This is a genomic window from Duganella dendranthematis (genome assembly GCF_012849375.1).
GTDB classification, from domain to species: Bacteria; Pseudomonadota; Gammaproteobacteria; order Burkholderiales; family Burkholderiaceae_D; genus Rugamonas; species Rugamonas dendranthematis.
Map to the genome: position 1 here is coordinate 2,079,398 of NZ_CP051684.1, position 18,640 is coordinate 2,098,037.

Genomic DNA, 18,640 nt, shown 5'->3' on the forward strand with positions numbered 1-18,640 from the left:
TTGCACGCTGAAATTTATGACCGGCGAATGACAAAATGAGCGCTAAGTCATTGTTTTCAGGCCAAGAATTGGCACTAAATTCAGTCTTTTTTCCCGGCTTAAACGCTATTGACGGTAAGATATATTTCCCGTGGGAGATTATCAGACATGTCATTCAACTTATCCGACCTTACTACCGACCAACTCAAGGCACTGCAATCGGCACAGATTGCTTCGCTGACGACGGCGGACGCCGCCACGCTCAGCACCTTGCAGATGACGTTGCTCAGCACGGCCCAGCTCAGCTGGTTCGGCACCGCGCAGCTGCGCGCACTGACGACGGCCACCTTGCACGCCATGGGGACGCAACAGTTGAATAGTCTGTCGACCAAGCAGGTCGCCGCCCTCTCCACGGCCCAGTTTTCCACGCTGAGCGACGACCAACTGGGCGCCGGCCTCACCACGGTCCAGTTCACGGCGCTCACCACCGCCCAGCTGGCCAGCTTGAGCCAGGCCCAGGTGGCGTTGATCGAAACCCAGGACTTGGCCGCACTGCGCACCGCGCAACTGGTCACGCTCAGCACCACCCAGCTGCGAGCACTCGGCAGCGACCAGCTGCAAGCGCTCACCACGGCGCAGACGGTTTCCCTGAAGACCCAGCAGATCGCCGCGCTGGCCAGCAACCAGGTCGCCAGCCTGACCACCCGCGAGATGGCCACGCTGACCACGCTGCAACTGAACGCGCTGGACGCAGTTCAGCTGGGCGCCCTCGGCGACAGCCAGCTGGCCGCGCTGACCACGGCGCAAGCCGCCGGCCTGTCGACCACGCAAATCGGCCGCCTCGGCACCGAACAGCTGGCCGCCCTGGGCAGCAACGGCCTGGCCGCGCTGAAAACCCAGCAGATCGCCGCCCTGACCACCACTCAGTTCACCGCCCTCAGCACCGACCAGATCGTCGCGCTGACCACCACGCAGATCCAGTCGCTGACCACGCAGCAACTGAGCCTGCTGTCCAGCGAGCAGTTGGGCGCGCTCAGTGCGCAAGACCTCGCCGCGCTGAGGACCCAGCAGCTGGCCGCGCTCGGCACCGGCGTCACCGCCATGCTCGGCACCAGCCAGATCGCCGCGCTCACCACCGCGCAGACCGCCGCCCTGCCAACCGCGCAACTGCGCGCTTTCAGCACCGACCAGATCGTGGCGCTGCGCACCGCGCAAGTCGCCGCGCTGACCACGCAACAAGTGCAGGCACTGAGCATCACCCAGCTGGCCGCGCTGGAAACCGTTGACCTGGCCGCCATGGGCACGGCGCAAGTCACCGCCCTCGGCACGGCCCAGGTCAGCGCGCTGACCGCGGCCCAGATTGCTGCCCTGCGCACGGTCCAGGCCAATGCGCTCAGCTCGCAACAACTGGCGGTGCTATCGACCGAGCAGCTGGGCGCGCTAGAAACGGCCGACCTGGCCGCACTGCGCAGCAACCAGCTTGGCGGCCTCAGCACCGAACAGATCGCCGCGCTGCGCACCGATCAGATCGCCGCCTTGGCCACGCTGCAGATCGCCGCGCTCAGCACCCGCCAGCTGGCGGCGCTGGACGACGCCCAGATCGTCAGCCTGACCACGGCGCAAGCAGCCGCACTCACCTCGGTGCAGATCGCCTCGCTGAGCACCAGCCAGCTGGCCGCGCTGGAAACGCGCGACCTGCTGGCCTTTAAAACCGCCCAGGTCGCCGCACTGACCAGCACCCAGCTGGGTGCGCTCGACGCCGCCCATTTCGGCAGCTTCAGCTCGCAGCAAATCGCCGCCCTGACCACCCTGCAAGTATCCACGCTGGGCAGCGCGCAATTGGTGGCGCTGTCATCGGCGGCGCTGGCCGGCCTGCAAACGCGGCAAGCGGTGGCGCTGTCCATTGACAACGTCCAGGCGCTCGGCACCGACCAGATCGCCGTGCTCAGCACCGCCGTCATCAACGCCTTCACCACCGCCCAGGTCGCCGCACTGTCAACCGACCAGATCGTGGCGCTGAGTACGCAGCAAAGCATGGCGCTGGCGACGCGCCAGATCGCTGCGCTGACCGACGCCCAGCTGAACGCGCTGCAAACCCAGGACCTCGCCGCCTTCAAGACCCAGCAGATCGCCGCGCTCGGCACCAGCCAGATCGCCGCGCTGGACAGCGTGCATCTGATCGCCCTCGGCTCGCAGCAGGTGGCCGCGCTGGCCACGGCCCAGGTGGCCGCGCTCGGCAGCGACCAGGTCGCTGTCATGGAAACCCGCGACCTCGCCGCGCTCAGTTCGCGCCAGGCAGCCGCACTGAGCAACGACGCCGTGGCGGCGCTGACCACCACCCAGGTGTCGGCCCTGACTTCGACCGTGCTGAACGGCCTGTCCACGACCCAGTTCGGCGCGCTCGGCACCGACCAGATCGTCGCGCTGACCACGCAGCAAGCCACCCAACTGGCCACGCGCCAGATCGCCGCACTGTCGAGCGAACAGCTGGTGGCGCTGGAAACCCGCGACTTCGCCGCCCTCAAGACGGCGCAGATCGCCGCCCTGACGCCGGACCAGATCAGCAAACTGACGCTGGAGCAGATCGTGGCGCTGACCACCGCCCAGGCCAACGCGCTGACCGGCGTGCAGCTCAATGCGCTCACCACCGCCCAGCTGTCGGCGATGGAAACCCAGGACTTTGCCGCGCTGCGCACCAGCCAGCTGCTGGGCCTGGGCACCAACAGTATCGCCATCCTGTCGCCGAACCAGGTGGCGGCGCTGAAGACGGAACAAGTCAGCCAGCTCACTTCGGACCAGATCCGCGTGCTCAGCAGCGACCAGATCGGCGCCCTGACCACGCTGCAGGTGGGTGCCTTGAGCCCGCTGCAGATCAGCTACCTGCTGGCCAGCCAGTTGTCCGTGCTGAGCAATGCCGACTGGGCCGCGCTGAAGAGCCAGCAGCTCAACGCGCTCAGCACCGAACAGCTGGCCGCCGTCACCACCAGCCAGATCGTCGCGCTGACCACCGCGCAAGCCAGCCAAATCGCCGCCAGCCAGCTGAACGCGCTGTCGTCCGAGCAGTTGAACGCGCTGGAAACCCGCGACCTGAACGCCCTCACCACGACCCAGATCGCCGCGCTTGGCACCGCCACCGTGGTGGCGCTGGACCTGGCCCACATGGCCGCCCTCAACAGCCGCCAGATCGCCGCGCTGACCACCGCGCAAGTGCTGGCCTTGGGCACCGACCGCATCAGCGCCCTGAGCACCTTGCAGGCCAGCAGCCTGGGCACCGCGCAGATCGGCGTCCTGAGCAATAGCCAGTTGCAGGCGCTTGACGCCAACGTGCTGGCGGCGCTCAAAACGCAGCAGATCGCCGCGCTGTCGACCGACCAGATCACCGTCCTGAGCAGCGACCAGATCATCGGTCTGACCACGGCCCAGGTGAGCAGCCTGAGCACACGCCAGCTGGCGGCCCTCAGCGCCGGCCAGCTGAACGACCTGGAAACCCGCGACCTGGCCGCGCTGCGCACCGCCCAGATCGCCAGCCTCGGCAGCGACAGCCTGAACGCCCTCAGCAGCACGCAGGTGCGGGCGCTGACCACCACCCAATTGCTGGCCCTGGGCAGCAATCAGCTGCAACAGCTGGCGACCGAACAGATCGCCGCACTGAGCAGCGCGCAGGTGATCAACCTCGGCACCGCCCAGATCGGCCTGCTGAGCAGCGACCAGCTGAGCGCGCTCGGTAACACCATGCTGGCGCAGTTGAAAACGCAGCAGATCGCCGCGCTGAAAACCCAGCAGATCGCCCAGCTGGATAACGCGCAACTGGTCGCGCTGACCACGCTGCAAGTCAGCCACCTGACCAGCCAGCAACTCGCCGCCCTCGGCAGCGACCAGCTGAACGCGCTGGAAACCCAGGACCTGGCCGCGCTGCGCACCGCCCAGATCGCCGTCCTCAGCACCGCGCAAATCGCCGGTCTCGACCCGAGCCAGGCGGCCGCGCTGACCACGCTGCAAACCAGCAGCCTGAGCACTGCGCAGTTGCAGGCGCTCAGCGCCGCCCAGTTGCTCGGCTTCTCCAGCGCCGACATCGCCGCGCTGCGCACCGCGCAAGTGGTGGCGCTCACCACCGACCAGCTCGATGCGCTATCGAGTGACCAGCTGCGCGCGCTGACTACGGCGCAACTGAGCGCGCTGACCAGCAGCCAGTTCGGCACACTGGGCAGCGACCAGATCGGCGTCCTGACCACGCTCCAGGCCGCCGGCCTGAGCACGGCGCAGCTGCAAGCGCTGAGCGCCGCGCAACTGGCGGCACTGTCCACCGCCGACCTCGCCGCGCTGCGCACCGTCCAGCTCGCCGCCCTGTCCAGCAGCCAGATCGCCTCGCTGGATCTGAACCAGATCGTTGCGCTGAGCACGCTGCAGGTGTCCAGCCTGAGCACGCTGCAACTGAGCGCGCTCGGTTCCGACCAGGTGCGCGCCATGGAAACCCGCGACCTGGCCGCGCTGCGCACCGCGCAAGTCGTGACCCTCAGCGGCGACCAGTTGCAAGCCCTCGGCAGCGACCAGGTGCAGGCGCTCACCGCGGCCCAGCTGGCCGCGCTGAACACCACGCAACTGCAAACGCTGCTGACCGAGCAGATCGCCGCGCTGACCACCCGCCAGGTCGTCGCACTGGTTACCGCGCAGATCGTCAACCTGACCAACGGCCAGCTGGCCGCCCTCAGCACCGATGACGTCGCGGCGCTGCGGACCGCCCAGGTCAACGCGCTGCTCACGGCGCAGATCCAGCAACTCAGCACCGACCAGGTTGCCGCGCTGACCAGCAGCCAGGTGGCCGCCTTGTCGACCGCCCAGCTGTCGACGCTGAGCGAACAACAGATCGGCGCCTTCAGCGCAGCCGACTTCGCCGCGCTGAGTGCCGCCCAGCTGGCGGCGCTGGGCACGCTGATCAAGCTCACCACCGACCAGATCCAGTCGCTCACGCCGACGCAGATCGCCGGCCTCAGTACCGCCCAGGTCGCGGCGCTGACCACCGACCAGATCGTCGCCCTGACCACCCGCCAGATCGGTTCGCTCAGCACCGCCGCCGTGGCCGCGCTCGGCAGCGACCAGGTGCACGCGCTGGAAACTGATGACCTGGCCGCGATGAAAGCCACGCAGATCGTGGCGTTCGGCACCGACCAGCTGATGCAACTGAGCACGCTCCAGGTCCAGGCGCTGAACTCGGCCCAGGTCGGCGCCATGTCGACCCAGCAGATCGCCGTCCTCAGCAGCGACCAGATGCACGCCCTCACCAGCGCCGACATCGCCGCACTGCGCACCGCCCAGATCAGCATCCTCACCAGCGACCAGCTGCAAGCGCTGGGCGATGAGCAGGTGCAGGCCCTGAGCGTGGTGCAGATGAACGCGCTCGGCACCGACCAGGTGCAGGCGCTGCGGCCCGACCAGATCGTCGCCCTGAGCACCGCGCAATTCGCCGTGCTCGGCACCCGGCAACTGGCCGCGCTGACCTCGGACCAACTGAGCGTCATCGAAGCGGAAGACTTTGTCGCGCTGCGTCCGGCGCAGATCGCCAGCTTCAGCACCGCCCAGATCCAGGCGCTGACGCCGGACCATATCGCCATCCTGACCACCGGGCAGACCCAGGCGCTGACCAGCAGCCAGTTGCAGGCGCTGACCGACTTCCAACTGGTGGCGCTGAACAGCGATGACCTGGCCGCGCTGAAAACCGCGCAGATCGCCGCCCTCGGCACCGATCAGCTGAACATCATGCGCGACATCCAGCTGCAAGCGTTCGGCCTGACGCAACTGGCCGCGCTCAGCAGCGCGCAGCTGCAATCGCTGGGCAGCGACCAGATCATCGCCCTGACCACGCAGCAATTCGGCCTGCTCAGCACGGCCCAAGTCGCGCTGCTGACCACCGCCCAGTTGCAAGCTATCGAACTGGTCGACCTGGCCGCGCTGAAGACCGCGCAAGTGCAGGCGCTGGGCAGCGACCAGCTGCAGGCGCTCAGCATCGACCGCGTGGCCGCCTTGACCACGCAACAAATCCAGGCGCTGGCCGGCGCCCAGCTGAACGTGCTGAGCAGCGACCAGTTGCAGGCACTGGGCACCGACGGCGTGCAAGCGCTGCGCAGCGCCCAGGTCGCCGCCCTCAGCACCGGCCTGCTGGAAGCGTTGACCACCGACCAGTGGCAACACCTGGGTACTGACCAGCTGGCCTCGTTGAGTACTGCGCAGTTTGGTGCCGTCACCAGCGACCAGATCGTCGCATTGACCAGCGCACAGTCGGCGGCCCTGGCCACGGCCCAGATCGCATCGCTGAGCAGCGTCCAGCTGGACGCCCTGGAGACCGGCGATTTCGCCGTCCTGAACAGCGCCCAGATCGCCGCCATCACCACCGCCAACATCGCCGCCCTGACCACCGACCTGGTGAGCGCACTCGGCACGGCACAGGTGAGCAGCCTGGGGACCGACCAGATCGCGGCACTCAGCAGCGACAACATTGCCGCCCTCAGCAGCGCCCAGGTCGTCACGCTGAGCGCCACCCAGATCGGCGCCCTGCGTACCGACCAGATCAGCGCGCTCAGCACCGACGATTTCGTCGCCCTGCGCAGCAACCAGCTGACCGCGCTCAACACGGCGCAATTTGCCGCGCTGACCAGCAGCCAGCTGAACGCGCTGTCAAGCGCCGCCTTCACCGGCCTCACCACCGCCATGATCAGCGCGCTGACCAGCGGCCAATTCGCCCACCTGAGCACCGCACAAGTGGCGGCGCTGACCTCGACCCAGGCGACCGTGCTGAACGCCGGCCAGCTGGGCGCACTGGATACCGACCAGTTCAGCGTGCTGGCCACCAGCGCCATCCGCAACCTGCAATCCGACCAGATCGGCGTGCTGTCCAGCGACCAGATCGTTGCCTTCACCACGCTGCAAATCCGCGCGCTGACCAGCACCCAGCTGGCCGGCCTGCAAAGCGGCCAGATCGCCGCGCTGGAAACCGTCGACCTGGCGGCGCTGACCACCGCCCAGTTCAACCTGTTGAGCAGCGACCAGTTGCAGGCCTTGCTGACCGAGCAATTGGTCACGCTGTCGACCGCGCAGATCAGCACCCTGTCCACCGACCAGATCAGCACTGGCCTGAGCACCGCCCAGATCATCGCGCTGACCACCGCGCAAGCAGCGTCGCTGGCCACGCGCCAGGTCGCCGCGCTGACCACCAGCCAGGTGGTGGCGCTGGAAACCGAAGACCTGGCCGTGTTCAGCACGCGCCAAGTGGTCGCTTTCACCAGCGACCAGATCAGCGCCCTCAGCAGCGACCAGCTGAACGGCCTGACCACGGCCGAACTGGCGGCGCTGACCACCGCCCAGCTGGCCGCCGGCCTGACCACCGCGCAGTTGGCGGCACTGGACGCCGCCCACATCAGCGCCTTCGGCACCAGCCAGCTCAATTACGGCCTCGGCACGGACGGCATCGCCGCCTTGACCACCGACCAGATCGGCGCGCTGCGCACCGCGCAAACCGCCAGCCTGGCCACGCTGCAGATCGCCGCCCTGACCAGCGCCCAGATTGTTGCGCTGAGCACCGAGCAGACCGCCACGCTGAGCACGCAACAAGTGGCGGCGCTGAGCTCCGACCAACTGGCGGCGCTGGAAATCGTCGACCTGAACGCCCTCACCACGCGTCAGCTGAACGCCCTCAGCACCGCGCAAGTGTCGACGCTGGGTACGCTGCAACTGAATGCGTTGGGCACCGCCCAATTCGCCGCGCTCAGCACGGCCCAGCTGGCTTACGGCCTCGGCACCGAACAGCTGATCGCGCTCGATAGCGACCACATCAGCGCACTGACAACCACCCAGCTGGCCTACGGCCTGACGCTGGACGGGCTGGCGGCGCTGACCAGCGACCAGATCCAGGCGCTGCGCACCGCGCAGATCGCCGCGCTGACCACGCAGCAAGCCAGTGCGCTCAGCAGCGACCAGATCGTCGCGCTGACCACCGAACAGGTCGCCGGCCTGTCCACCGCCCAGCTGCCGGCCTTGAGTTCCGACCAGCTGGCCGTGTTCAGCACCGAACAGATCGCCGCGCTGGAAACCCAGGACGTGGCTGCCTTGAGCGCCAGCCAGTTCATCGGCCTGTCCAGCAGCCAGACCATGGCGCTGACCACCGGCCAGGTGCGCGCGCTGAAGACCGCGCAAGTGGCGGCCATCGACGGCGCCCAGATCGGCGTCTTCAGCAGCGACCAGCTGCAGGCGCTGAGCACCCAGCAAGCCGCCGCGCTCAGCGTGACCGCCGTCACCGCGCTGTCGACCGCCCAGCTGAACGTGCTGACCACGGACGACGTCGCCGCGCTGGGCACCGTGCAGATCGCCAGTCTGGCGGTCAGCCAGCTGGCCGGCCTCAACACCAACCAGGTGCAGGCGCTGACCAGCGCACAACTGGGCGCCCTCACCGTCGACCAGTTCTTCGCCTTCAGCACCAGCCAGATCAACGCGCTGCGCACCACCCAGATCGGCTACCTCAGCACCACCCAGGTGGCCGCGCTGTCGACGCCGCAAGTGCAGGCGCTCAGCACCGACCAGATCGCCTCGATCAAGCTCAGCCAGGTCACCGCGCTGACGATCGACCAGGTCGCCGTGCTGGGTTCCGACCAGTTACGCGCGCTGACCACGACGCAGATTCAGGCCCTGAGCACCAACCAGCTGTTCGCACTGGCCAGTGAACAGGCGGCGGCGCTGACCACCACCCAGATGGCGGCGCTGAAGAATTCGCAGATCGCCGCGCTGGATGCGACGCAACTGTACGGCTTCAGCACCGACCAGTTGGCGGCCTGGAGCACCAGCCAGCTCGGTTCGCTGACCGCGACCCAGATCGGCTACCTGTCCACCGCGCAGATCGCCGGTCTGAGCAACACGCAGATCGCCGGCCTGAAGACCAGCCAGCTGGCGGCCTTCAGCACCAACCAGATCCGCGCGCTGGCGGCGGCGCAAATGCCGGCGCTGACCACCACGCAGCTGGGCGTGCTGAGCGTGGCGCAAGCCGACGCGCTGACTGCGACCCAGATCGCCTCGATGTCGATTGCCCAGACCATGGCGCTGAACTCGTCGTCGGTCAACTACGCCACGCCGCTGATCCTCGATCTCGACGGCAACGGCGTGCAGACCCGCAGCATCACCGCCGGCGTGCAATTTGATATCCGCGGCGACGGCCAGAAAGTCAGCACCGGCTGGGTTGACGCCCACGACGGCCTGCTGGCCCTGGACCGCAACGGCGACGGCGTGATCAACGACGGCAGCGAACTGTTCGGCAGCGGCACCACGCTGGCCGACGGCAGCAAAGCCAAGGACGGCTACGCCGCCTTGGCCGCGCTCGACAGCAACGGCGACGGCCAGATCACGGCCGCCGACAGCGCGTACGGCGCACTGCGCGTGTGGGTCGACGGCAACGGCGACGGCGTCAGCCAGGCCGACGAGCTGAAGACCCTGGCGCAGCTGGGCATTGCCACCATCAGCACCAAAGCCAACAGCGCGCTGACGCAGCAGAACGGCAATGTGATCGGCCTGACGTCGAGCTACACCAGCACCGACGGCAGCGTGCACCAGAGCGCAGACGCCTGGTTCCTGGCCGACAAAGCAACGTCCACTGCCTCGCTGCAACAGCAAGTGAGCGGTCTGACCAACGCCATGGCCAGTTATGCCGCCACTTCTGCGGCCCCGGCGCAACAGCTGACGCTGCCAACCTCGGCAGCGACGGCGGCAGCAGCAGCGGCAACCACGCCATTGGCCGCGGCGCTGGACCACTATCGTGCCCAGCACAGCCTGCAAGGCGTCGCCACCGGCCCAGGCAAGCAAGCGTTTGAGGAGCAAGCCAGCCAATGGTTCGCCGTCCCTAAACGTTAAATGGCGGCCGGGGAGGCGGCACTGCTTCCCCGGCCTGCCAACGTTAGAGCAACAGGTGTTTTACAGTCTTGCTCCAGAGCCAAAAGTTGCCCCTCGCCCAGCGACAAAAAGGTATGATAGGGCTCGGACTGATTCCACTTTATGCTCTGCTATGACCTCTCAAGCATCTGCCGCACCCGCTTCTACCGATAACAGCCCGCTGGGTTCCGTCATGGCCATGGCCGTCAAGGGCCAGCTGTCCATCGCCGACCTGTTTGGCGCTACCGCCGTGCTGCAGGACAGCGGCCAGGCGCCCGCCGCCATCGCCCTGTACCGCGCCTGGATCGAGCACACGCCGTCGCCACTGATCTACGCCGCCTGCTTCAACCTGGCCGTGGTGCTGTCGAACAGCGGTGACGACGCCGGCGCCGAAGCGGTGCTGCGCAAGGCCATCGCCCAGAACCCGCATTTTGTCGAAGCCCGCCTCAACCTCGGCACGCTGCTGGAGCGCACCGGCCGGCCGGTCGACGCGCTGACCATGTGGCAGTCGATCCTGACCGATCCGATCGAGCCGGACATCAAGTCCAACCGCACGCTGTATGTGCAAACCCTGAATAACCTCGGCCGTTTGCTGGAAATCCAGAAGCGCTACCCGGAAGCCGAAGCCATGCTGGCCACCAGCCTGCGCGTCGATCCGCAACAGGCCAGTGTGATGACGCACTGGGTCCACCTGCGCCAGAAGCAGTGCGAGTGGCCGGTCTACAGCGGCCTGGAAAACGTCTCGGTCGCCACCATGATGGAAGGCACTTCGGCGCTGGCCATGCTCAGCGCCTCGGCCGATCCGGCGCATCAGCTGGCCGCCGCCAAGCGCTTCGTCAATGAGAAGATCAACGCCGCCGTGGCGCCGCTCACCGGTCAGCACGGCTATAACCACCAGCGCCTGCGCATCGGCTATCTGTCGTCCGACTTCTGCTCGCATGCGGTGTCGATCCTGACCGCCGAGCTGTACGAGCTGCACGACCGCAGCAAGTTCGAGGTCTACGCCTTCAGCTGGAGCCGTGAAGATGGTTCGCCGATCCGCGCCCGCGTGGTCAAGGCGATGGACCACTACATCCGCATCGACAAGATGACCGACGAGCAGGCCGCCCGCACCATCCGCGCCCACGAGATCGATATCCTGGTCGACCTGCACGGCCTGACCCTGGGCGCCCGTCCGCAGATCATCGCCTACCGCCCGGCCCCGGTGCAGCTGACCTACCTCGGCTTCCCCGGCAGCACCGGTCTGCCCGGTATCGATTACGTGATCTCCGACGAGTTCCTGATCACCAAGGAGATGGAGCCGTTCTTCACCGAGAAGCCGCTGCACCTGCCGGACTGCTTCCAGATCAACGACCGCCAGCGTGCCATCGCGCCGACGCCGACCCGCGCCTCGGTCAACCTGCCGGACGACGCCTTTGTTTTCTGCTCGTTCAACAACAATTTCAAGTTCACGCCCGACCTGTTCAGCGTGTGGATGAACATTCTGCGCCGCGTGCCGAACGCAGTGCTGTGGCTGGTGGCCGACCATCCGGAAGTGCGCGAGAACCTGTACCGCCACACCGAAGAAGCCGGCATCGACCGCAACCGCATCATCTTCAACGGCCGCGCGGTGCCGGCCGAGTACCTGGCGCGCTACCAGCTGGCCGACCTGTTCCTCGACACCTTCCCGTTCAACGCCGGCACCACCGCCAGCGACGCCCTGTGGGCCGGCCTGCCGCTGCTGACCTGCGCCGGCCAGACCTTCGCCTCGCGCATGGCCGGCAGCCTGCTGCGCGCGGTCGACCTGCCGCAGCTGATCACCTACAGCTTTGCCGAGTACGAAGAGAAAGCCGTCGAGCTGGCCAGCAATCCGCAGCGCATCGCCTCGATGAAACGCCAGCTGCACGCTAACCGCCTGAACTCGGCGCTGTTCGACAGCCCGCGCTTCGTGCGCAATATGGAAGCGGCGCTGCAAAAAGTCGCCAAGCCGGCCGCGCCGCGCCTGGCCGCGCCGGACCATGCGGTACGGCCGCAGGAACCGTCGGAGCAGGCGGCGCCGGTGCGCATTGACCAGATCCCGATCGTCACCGTGTCGTACAACACGCCGGACCTGATCGACGGCCTGCTGCGCACGCTGCGCCAGTTCTACACCAACCGCGTGTATGTGATCGACGGCTCCAATCCGGATGTGGCGGAAACCATCCGCGCCGTCACGGCCGGCTATGACAATGTCGAATTCATCCCGTTCGGCTACAACATCCACCACGGCCCCGGCATGGCGTGGGCGATCAACCACCTCGGCCTGTCGGGCGAAGTGCTGTTCCTCGATTCCGACGTCGAGATCCTGAAGGCCGGCTTCCTCGAATCGATGCACGCCGAGCTGCGTCCCGGCATGTACGGCGTCGGCTGCGTGCTGACGGTCGATTTGCTGGGCAACGACCGTCCGGACGACGGCACCGTGCCGTACCTGTACCCGGCCTGCATGCTGACCAATATCGACGTGGTGCGCCAATGGCCGCTGCCGATCAAGCACGGCGCGCCGATGATCCCGACCATGCTGGCGCTGCACGCGGCCGATTCCAGCCACCTGGTGGCCAACATCCCGTGGGTCAACGAAGACTTCGCCAAGCAGCCGAAACGCCATTACCTCAAGCACGACTGGCAGGGCACGGTGATCCGCACCGGCGGCTATCACTACGACCTGCCGAGCGCCACCACCGCCGTCAATGCCGACATGCTGCACTTCATGCCGCCGCAGGCGCGCAAGATCGTCGAAGTCGGCTGCCGCGACGGCGCCTTCGCCAAGGCCTACAAACAGCGCAATTCGATCTGCAACTACACCGGCATCGAAGCCGATCCGGCGCTGGCGCAGACCGCCCGCCCGCACTGCGATTTTGTCTTCAACAACGACCTGGAACACGCCGGCCCCGACTTCTGGGACCACGTGCGCCACGCCGATACCTGGGTGTTCGACGAAACGCTGGAGCAGATGGACGATCCATGGCGCATGCTGCGCAAGATCCGCACCAATATCGCCCCCGGCGGCAAGCTGGTGCTCACCATCCGCAACTTCCAGCACTGGAGCATGCAGGCGCGCCTGAACGCCGGCGACGTCCGCTACGGCACCGATGGCCTGGAAATGAAGCGCAAGCGCCTGTTCACCCGCGGCGCCGCGCTGGAGATGTTGCAAGCGGCCGGCTTCCAGATCAGCGGCGGCAGCGCCCGCATTCTGCAAGAGCCGGCGCGCGAGAAATACCTGCCGGCGATCCGCCTGATGGCGGGCGCCAGCGGCATCGATCCGGTGGTCGCGGTCGAGGATGCACTGCCGTGGCAGTACCTCGTCATCGCGGTCGCCGCCTAACCTTGTCTGGAGCTTGACAGTATGAGTCTTCCCTTAGTCAGCATCGTCATCCCGTCCTACAAGGCGGCCCATTTTGAAACCTGCCTGCGCTCGGCGCTGGGCCAGAGCTATCCAAATATCGAGATCCTGGTCAGCGACAACTGCCCGACCGAGGCGATCCGCGAAATCTGCGAAAAGTACGCGCCGCACGTGATCTACCAGCGCAACGTCGCCATCCGCGAGCAGAACGTGCTGTCGTCGCTGTTCGGCGCCAAGGGTGAATTCATCAAGCCGCTGTTCGACGACGATGTGTTGCATCCGTTCTGCATCGAGCGCATGGTATCGGCGATGCAGATGGACCCGGAAGTGCAGCTGGTGTTTTCCGCCTCGCAGGTGATCAACGTACAGAACCAGGGCACCGAGACCCGCCGTCCCTACCAGGCTTCGGGCAGCATTCCGGCGCAAGGCATGATGCGCAGCATGGTGCTGAGCATGGGTAACTTCGTCGGCGAGTTCACCACCATCCTGTTCCGCCGCGCGCGGTTGTGGGAAATCGGCACCCGGCTGTTCACCTTCCACCGTCACGACTGCTCGCTGGGACTGGCCGACATCGCCGCGTATTTCAACCTGGCCGAGGGTGGCAAGGTGTTTTATGTTGACGAGGAACTGTCGTATTTCCGTCACGACCTCCAGCTCGAATCGAACAGCAACCCGAACAGCAATCCCAACTTCGGCTATTGCTTCTCCGACTATGTGGACCTGCTGATCGAATGCGCCGACCTGGGCATCGTCACGCAGCAGGAACTGGCCGCCATGCAGCTCCAGGTGGACGCCGCCGCGCTGCGCTTCAACGGGGTATTCCCGATGTTCGCCCGCTCGCAGCAGCGCTACCACGGCGTGCTGGCGGAACTGAACAGCGGCGTCCACGTCAACCCGGCCGCAGCGGAGGTGGCGCCATGATGGACCAGTGCCGCATCATCGATCTGCCGCCGCGCCATGACCAGCGCGGCAACCTGTCGGTGGTCGAGGGCGGAATCCATATTCCGTTCGATATCCGCCGCGTGTACTACCTGTACGACGTGCCGGGCGGCTCCGCGCGCGCCGGCCACGGCCACATCGAACTGCAGCAGCTGTTCATCGCCATGTCCGGCAGTTTCGACGTGATCGTGGATGACGGCTACGAGCGCAAGAAGTTCCAGCTGAACCGCTCGTACTACGGCCTGTACGTGCCCGGCATGATGTGGCGCGAGGTCGAGAACTTCTCGTCCGGCGCCGTGTGCCTGGTGATGGCCTCGACGCTGTACGATCCGAAGGACTATTACCACGACTACGACGAGTTCGTGGCTGCGGCCCACTCGCATCCGTCCGCGAGCCCCAAGCCACGCTAACCGGCCTGGCCGGTGAGCGGCTCGCCGATCAGCCGGGCTGTTGCAGTTTCGACTGCGCCAGCACGGCGTTGAATTCGCGGTAGTCGCGGATGTAATCGGCGGCCTCGTAGAATTCCGAGGCAAACACCAGCAGCACCGCATCGGCCGAGTATTTGTATTGCACGCCCCAGGTCAGCGGCGGCAGGTAAATGCCCATATCGGCCGATTCCAGCAGCACCTCGCAGCGCGTCTCGCCGTCATCCACCATCACCGCGCAACTGCCCTTCACGCACACCAGAAACTGGTGGCAGCGGTGGTGCGCATGCTCGCCGCGCGTCTTGTCGCTCGGTACATTCATCACCAGGAAATAACGCTTCGGCTGGAACGGGATATCGTTAAGGAACTCGCCGACCGACAGGTCGCCGCGCGGGTCGTTCAGGTATTTGAAGCGGTGCAGCGTCACGCCGCCCACGCCCAGCACCATGGTCGACGGCGTGGCCGGGAAGCGCGCCTGGCGGTACCAGCCGGCGTTGTCGTCCGGCGTCAGTTTTTCCACGTAGCCGGTGATGCGCGCCGGCGTGCCGGACACGATCGCGTAGGCCGGCACGTTCTGCGCCACCGTGGCGCCCGGCTCGACACGCGCGCCGGTGCCGATATTCACGCCCGCCAGCAGGGTGGCGCCGGCGCCGATCTCGCAGCGGTCCTCCAGCACGATGCCACAGTCGCCGCCGCCCACCGCCGGCGCCAGCGTCACGCCGGGGCCGACAATCACGTTGGCGCCGACCTGCGCGCCCGGCCACAGCTGGGTCATGCCATGCACCACGCTGTCGTCGCCGACGCTGGCGCCCAGGTAGACTTTCACATAGTCGCCCAAGCGCGCGGTGGCGCTGACGCGCGCACCGGCTTGCACAATGGCTGTCTCTGCTAACTGCATAACTTCTCTCCGTCTGTCTGGTGTGCTGGATCATCGGCAAGCTATCCTGCCGGGCAAGTTTCACAGTATCACAGCAGGACGTTGTTCGCCACTTGCGGACCCAAGCGGGGCTTGCACTATTGTGTCCGGCGCGTAAATCGGCCATCATGCTTGGCATAACCAACCTCTCTCCGCATTTCCCACAGGCCTATCATGAGCGTCCCTCAAAAAGTTCCCTTTCTCGATCTCAAAGCCATCAACCTGCAACAGGAAGCGGCGCTGCAGCAAGCCTTTGCGCGCGTGCTCAATTCCGGCTGGTACATCCTGGGCAGCGAAGTGGCGCAGTTTGAGGCCGCGTTTGCCGCCTACTGCGGCAGCAGCAACGCGATCGGCGTGGCCAACGGCCTGGACGCCATCTTCCTGCTGCTGAAGGCCTACGGCATCGGTCCCGGCGACGAGGTCATCGTGCCGAGCAATACCTACATCGCCACCTGGCTGGCGGTCAGCCATTGCGGCGCCACGCCGGTGCCGGTCGAGCCGGTCGAGTCCACCTACAACCTGGATCCGGCGCTGATCGAAGCCGCCATCACGCCGCGCACCCGCGCCATCATCGCGGTCCACCTGTATGGCCAGCCGGCCGACATGGCCGGCATCAACGCGGTAGCGCAGCGCCACGGCCTGAAAGTGATCGAGGATGCGGCCCAGGCCCACGGCGCCCGCGCCAACGGCGTACGCACCGGCCACCTGGGCGACGGCGCCGCCTTCAGCTTCTATCCCGGCAAGAACCTCGGCGCGCTGGGCGACGGTGGCGCCATCACCACCGACGACGCCGACACCGCGCACGCGTTGCGCGTGCTGCGCAACTACGGCTCGCAGCAGAAATACCGCAACGAACGCCAAGGCTACAATTCGCGCCTGGACGAACTGCAAGCAGCCTTGCTCAGCGTCAAGCTGACCACGCTCGACCAGTTCAACCAGCAACGCGGCGCCATCGCCGCGATCTACCAGAAGGAACTGGCCGACGTGCCGGGGCTGGTGCTGCCGCAAGTGCCGGACTGGGCAGATCCGGTGTGGCATGTGTACGCCGTGCGCCACCCGCAGCGCGACCGCCTGGCCGAGCAGCTGGCTGAGCGCGGCATCGGCACCATCGTCCACTATCCGGTGGCGCCGCATTTGCAACCTGCCTATGCCGAGCTGGGCTTGAAGGAAGGCCGGTTCCCGATCTCCGAAGCGATCCACCGCGAGGTGCTGAGCCTGCCGATGGGACCGACCATGACGGCCGACGATGCCGCCCAGGTGGTCGAAGCCGTGCATGCGATCCTGCGCTAAGGAGTGGTCATGAGCAATATCCATGCGCTGTCCGACGTGCAGTCGGCCAATATCGGCGCCAGCACGCGGGTGTGGCAGTTCACGGTGATCCTGCAAGGCGCGCAGATCGGCGAGGGCTGCAACATCAACGCCCATTGCTTCATCGAAAATGATGTGGTGGTCGGTGACAACGTGACCGTCAAATGCGGCAATTATCTGTGGGATGGGTTGCGCGTCGGCGCCGGTGTGTTCATCGGCCCGAATGTGACCTTCACCAACGATAAGTTCCCACGGTCGAAGCAATATCCGGATGGCTTTCCGCAGACGGTGCTGGAGCCGGGCGCCTCGATCGGCGGTGGCGCCACCATTCTGCCGGGCCTGACCATCGGCGCCGGTGCCATGGTCGGCGCGGGGGCGGTGGTCACCCGTTCGGTGCCGCCGCGCGCGGTGGTGGCCGGCAATCCAGCGCGCATCCTGCGCTATCTGGACGCCGGCGCAGCCAGCTAAGCCAACTAAGCCAACTAAGCCAGCGTCGCCAGGTCCGCCAGGAAGGCGGGCGTGGCATGTGCGCTGAGGAACCTGTCGCGGCTGGAGGCGGCGTAGCGCGGATAGTCGGCCGCCAGCTGCGCCAGCAGCCCGCCGAGCTGGTCGGACGCGGTCCAGCGCAGGTATTGTTCCGGCAGCAGCGTCTTGTGCGCTTCGACGGTGAAGTCGTATTCGCCGTCGGTGGCCACCGCATCGTTGAACAGCACCGGCGCACCGGCGCACAACACCTCCACCAGCACCAGCACGCCGCCCACCGGGAAGCTCGGCACGTACACGGCGTTCTGGATGGCGGCCGTGGCGGCCGACACCGACGCCACATTGCCGTGGTAGACAAAGCGCTCCCACGCCACGCCCTGCGCCCCCATGGCCGCGCGGATCAGCGCCAGTTCCGCATCGCCCAGGCTGCCGAAATGGTGGTGTTGGCCGGCGCCCTGCTTCAACAGTTGCGCCACCACATAAGGATACGACGCCTCGGCCGGCTCGGCCGCGAACAGATACTTGGAAGCGCCGCCGGCGCTGATGGTGTTCAGCGGCAGGCCCGGCTGGTAGGCCGGCGACACCACATCGGTATTGATCAGCGTATCGTGAATATTCAGCACCACGCTCTCGTGACGCGGCGCCCGCTCGCAGCACAGACGCTGCAATTCGGTGGTGGTGTCGACGTGCGAATACTCGCCCAGGCTGGCGCCCAGGCACGGCCGGTAATCGCAATGGTGATGGAAAATCTTCTTGCTGACCGGTGCGGCCAGCGTCGCCACCACCGGGATCGGATCAACGTGGTGGTTGAAGCACGACGTGTGGCTAGGCCGCAAATTCGTGATCAGCGCCACCAGCTGCTGCACCTTGAACGCCATGTTCCCGCGCGGCAGGAACAGCACCGGCGCCGGATGGAAAAAATCGATCATCTCCTGGCGTTGCTCGTCGTTCTGGTCGTTGAAGGTGTCGGTCACCACGACCAGGTTGTGCCGCTTGAGTTGCAGGAAATCGCGGGCGATGCGGCTATGCCCGCCGACATTCGAAAACTGCGACCCGATGATCAGGTGCAGGTCATTCTCCGCCGGGAACGGCGCCACGCCGTCATACAGCTTGCTGCCCAGTTCCTGCAGGATGGCGTCCAGCTGCGGGTAGAACAGCGCCTTCATGTGGAACATCTCATGCATGAAAGTGTTGTAGACGAAATTGCTGACCAGCCCCAGCACGTCATTGAGCGGCAGCCGCGCGGCCAGCTCCGGCGTCAATGTCTCGTCATGAAACATTACGTCCTGCTGAATTCGTTGAACAATCATGGTTTTCTCGTGGTGAAGG

General features: G+C 66.3%; 8 protein-coding genes. 6 read left to right on the forward strand and 2 right to left on the reverse strand.

The features are described from left to right. The first annotated feature begins 147 nt into the window (after positions 1–147). The 4 genes from HH213_RS09645 to HH213_RS09660 all read left to right on the forward strand — a co-directional run bounded on the left by HH213_RS09645 (position 148) and on the right by HH213_RS09660 (position 14,589). Positions 148–9,864: an SPM autocatalytic domain-containing protein gene (locus HH213_RS09645; RefSeq protein ID WP_169112110.1), complete on the forward strand. Its 9,717-nt coding sequence runs from the start codon at positions 148–150 to the stop codon at positions 9,862–9,864. Between the two features lie 151 nt (positions 9,865–10,015). Then, positions 10,016–13,222, forward strand: coding sequence for an O-linked N-acetylglucosamine transferase family protein (locus tag HH213_RS09650; protein ID WP_169112111.1), 3,207 nt, complete (start codon positions 10,016–10,018; stop codon positions 13,220–13,222). 21 nt (positions 13,223–13,243) lie between these two features. After that, complete coding sequence (locus HH213_RS09655) at positions 13,244–14,161, forward strand: glycosyltransferase family 2 protein (RefSeq protein ID WP_169112112.1); 918 nt, start codon at positions 13,244–13,246, stop codon at positions 14,159–14,161. Beyond that, the gene (locus tag HH213_RS09660; RefSeq protein WP_110845763.1) at positions 14,158–14,589 is read left to right on the forward strand and encodes a sugar 3,4-ketoisomerase; all 432 of its coding nucleotides are present in this window, start codon (positions 14,158–14,160) and stop codon (positions 14,587–14,589) included. The genes HH213_RS09655 and HH213_RS09660 overlap by 4 nt, the downstream gene beginning before the upstream one ends. Before the next feature lie 28 nt (positions 14,590–14,617). Here the strand turns inward: HH213_RS09660 and HH213_RS09665 are convergent, their stop codons facing one another. Further along, positions 14,618–15,502, reverse strand: coding sequence for a WxcM-like domain-containing protein (locus HH213_RS09665; protein WP_110845764.1), 885 nt, complete (start codon positions 15,500–15,502; stop codon positions 14,618–14,620). 192 nt (positions 15,503–15,694) lie between these two features. On the opposite strand from HH213_RS09665, the gene HH213_RS09670 reads away from it, so the two are divergent. Continuing rightward, positions 15,695–16,810 carry a DegT/DnrJ/EryC1/StrS family aminotransferase gene (locus tag HH213_RS09670; protein WP_110845765.1) on the forward strand — a complete coding sequence of 372 codons (1,116 nt, stop codon included), beginning with the start codon at positions 15,695–15,697 and terminating at the stop codon, positions 16,808–16,810. A 9-nt stretch (positions 16,811–16,819) separates the two neighbouring features. Beyond that, positions 16,820–17,296, forward strand: a complete 477-nt coding sequence (locus HH213_RS09675; RefSeq protein ID WP_169112113.1) for an acyltransferase — start codon at positions 16,820–16,822, stop codon at positions 17,294–17,296. A gap of 14 nt (positions 17,297–17,310) precedes the next feature. Here HH213_RS09675 and HH213_RS09680 read toward each other — a convergent pair whose 3' ends face one another. Continuing rightward, positions 17,311–18,621: a hypothetical protein gene (locus tag HH213_RS09680; RefSeq protein WP_169112114.1), complete on the reverse strand. Its 1,311-nt coding sequence runs from the start codon at positions 18,619–18,621 to the stop codon at positions 17,311–17,313. Positions 18,622–18,640: the final 19 nt, after the last annotated feature.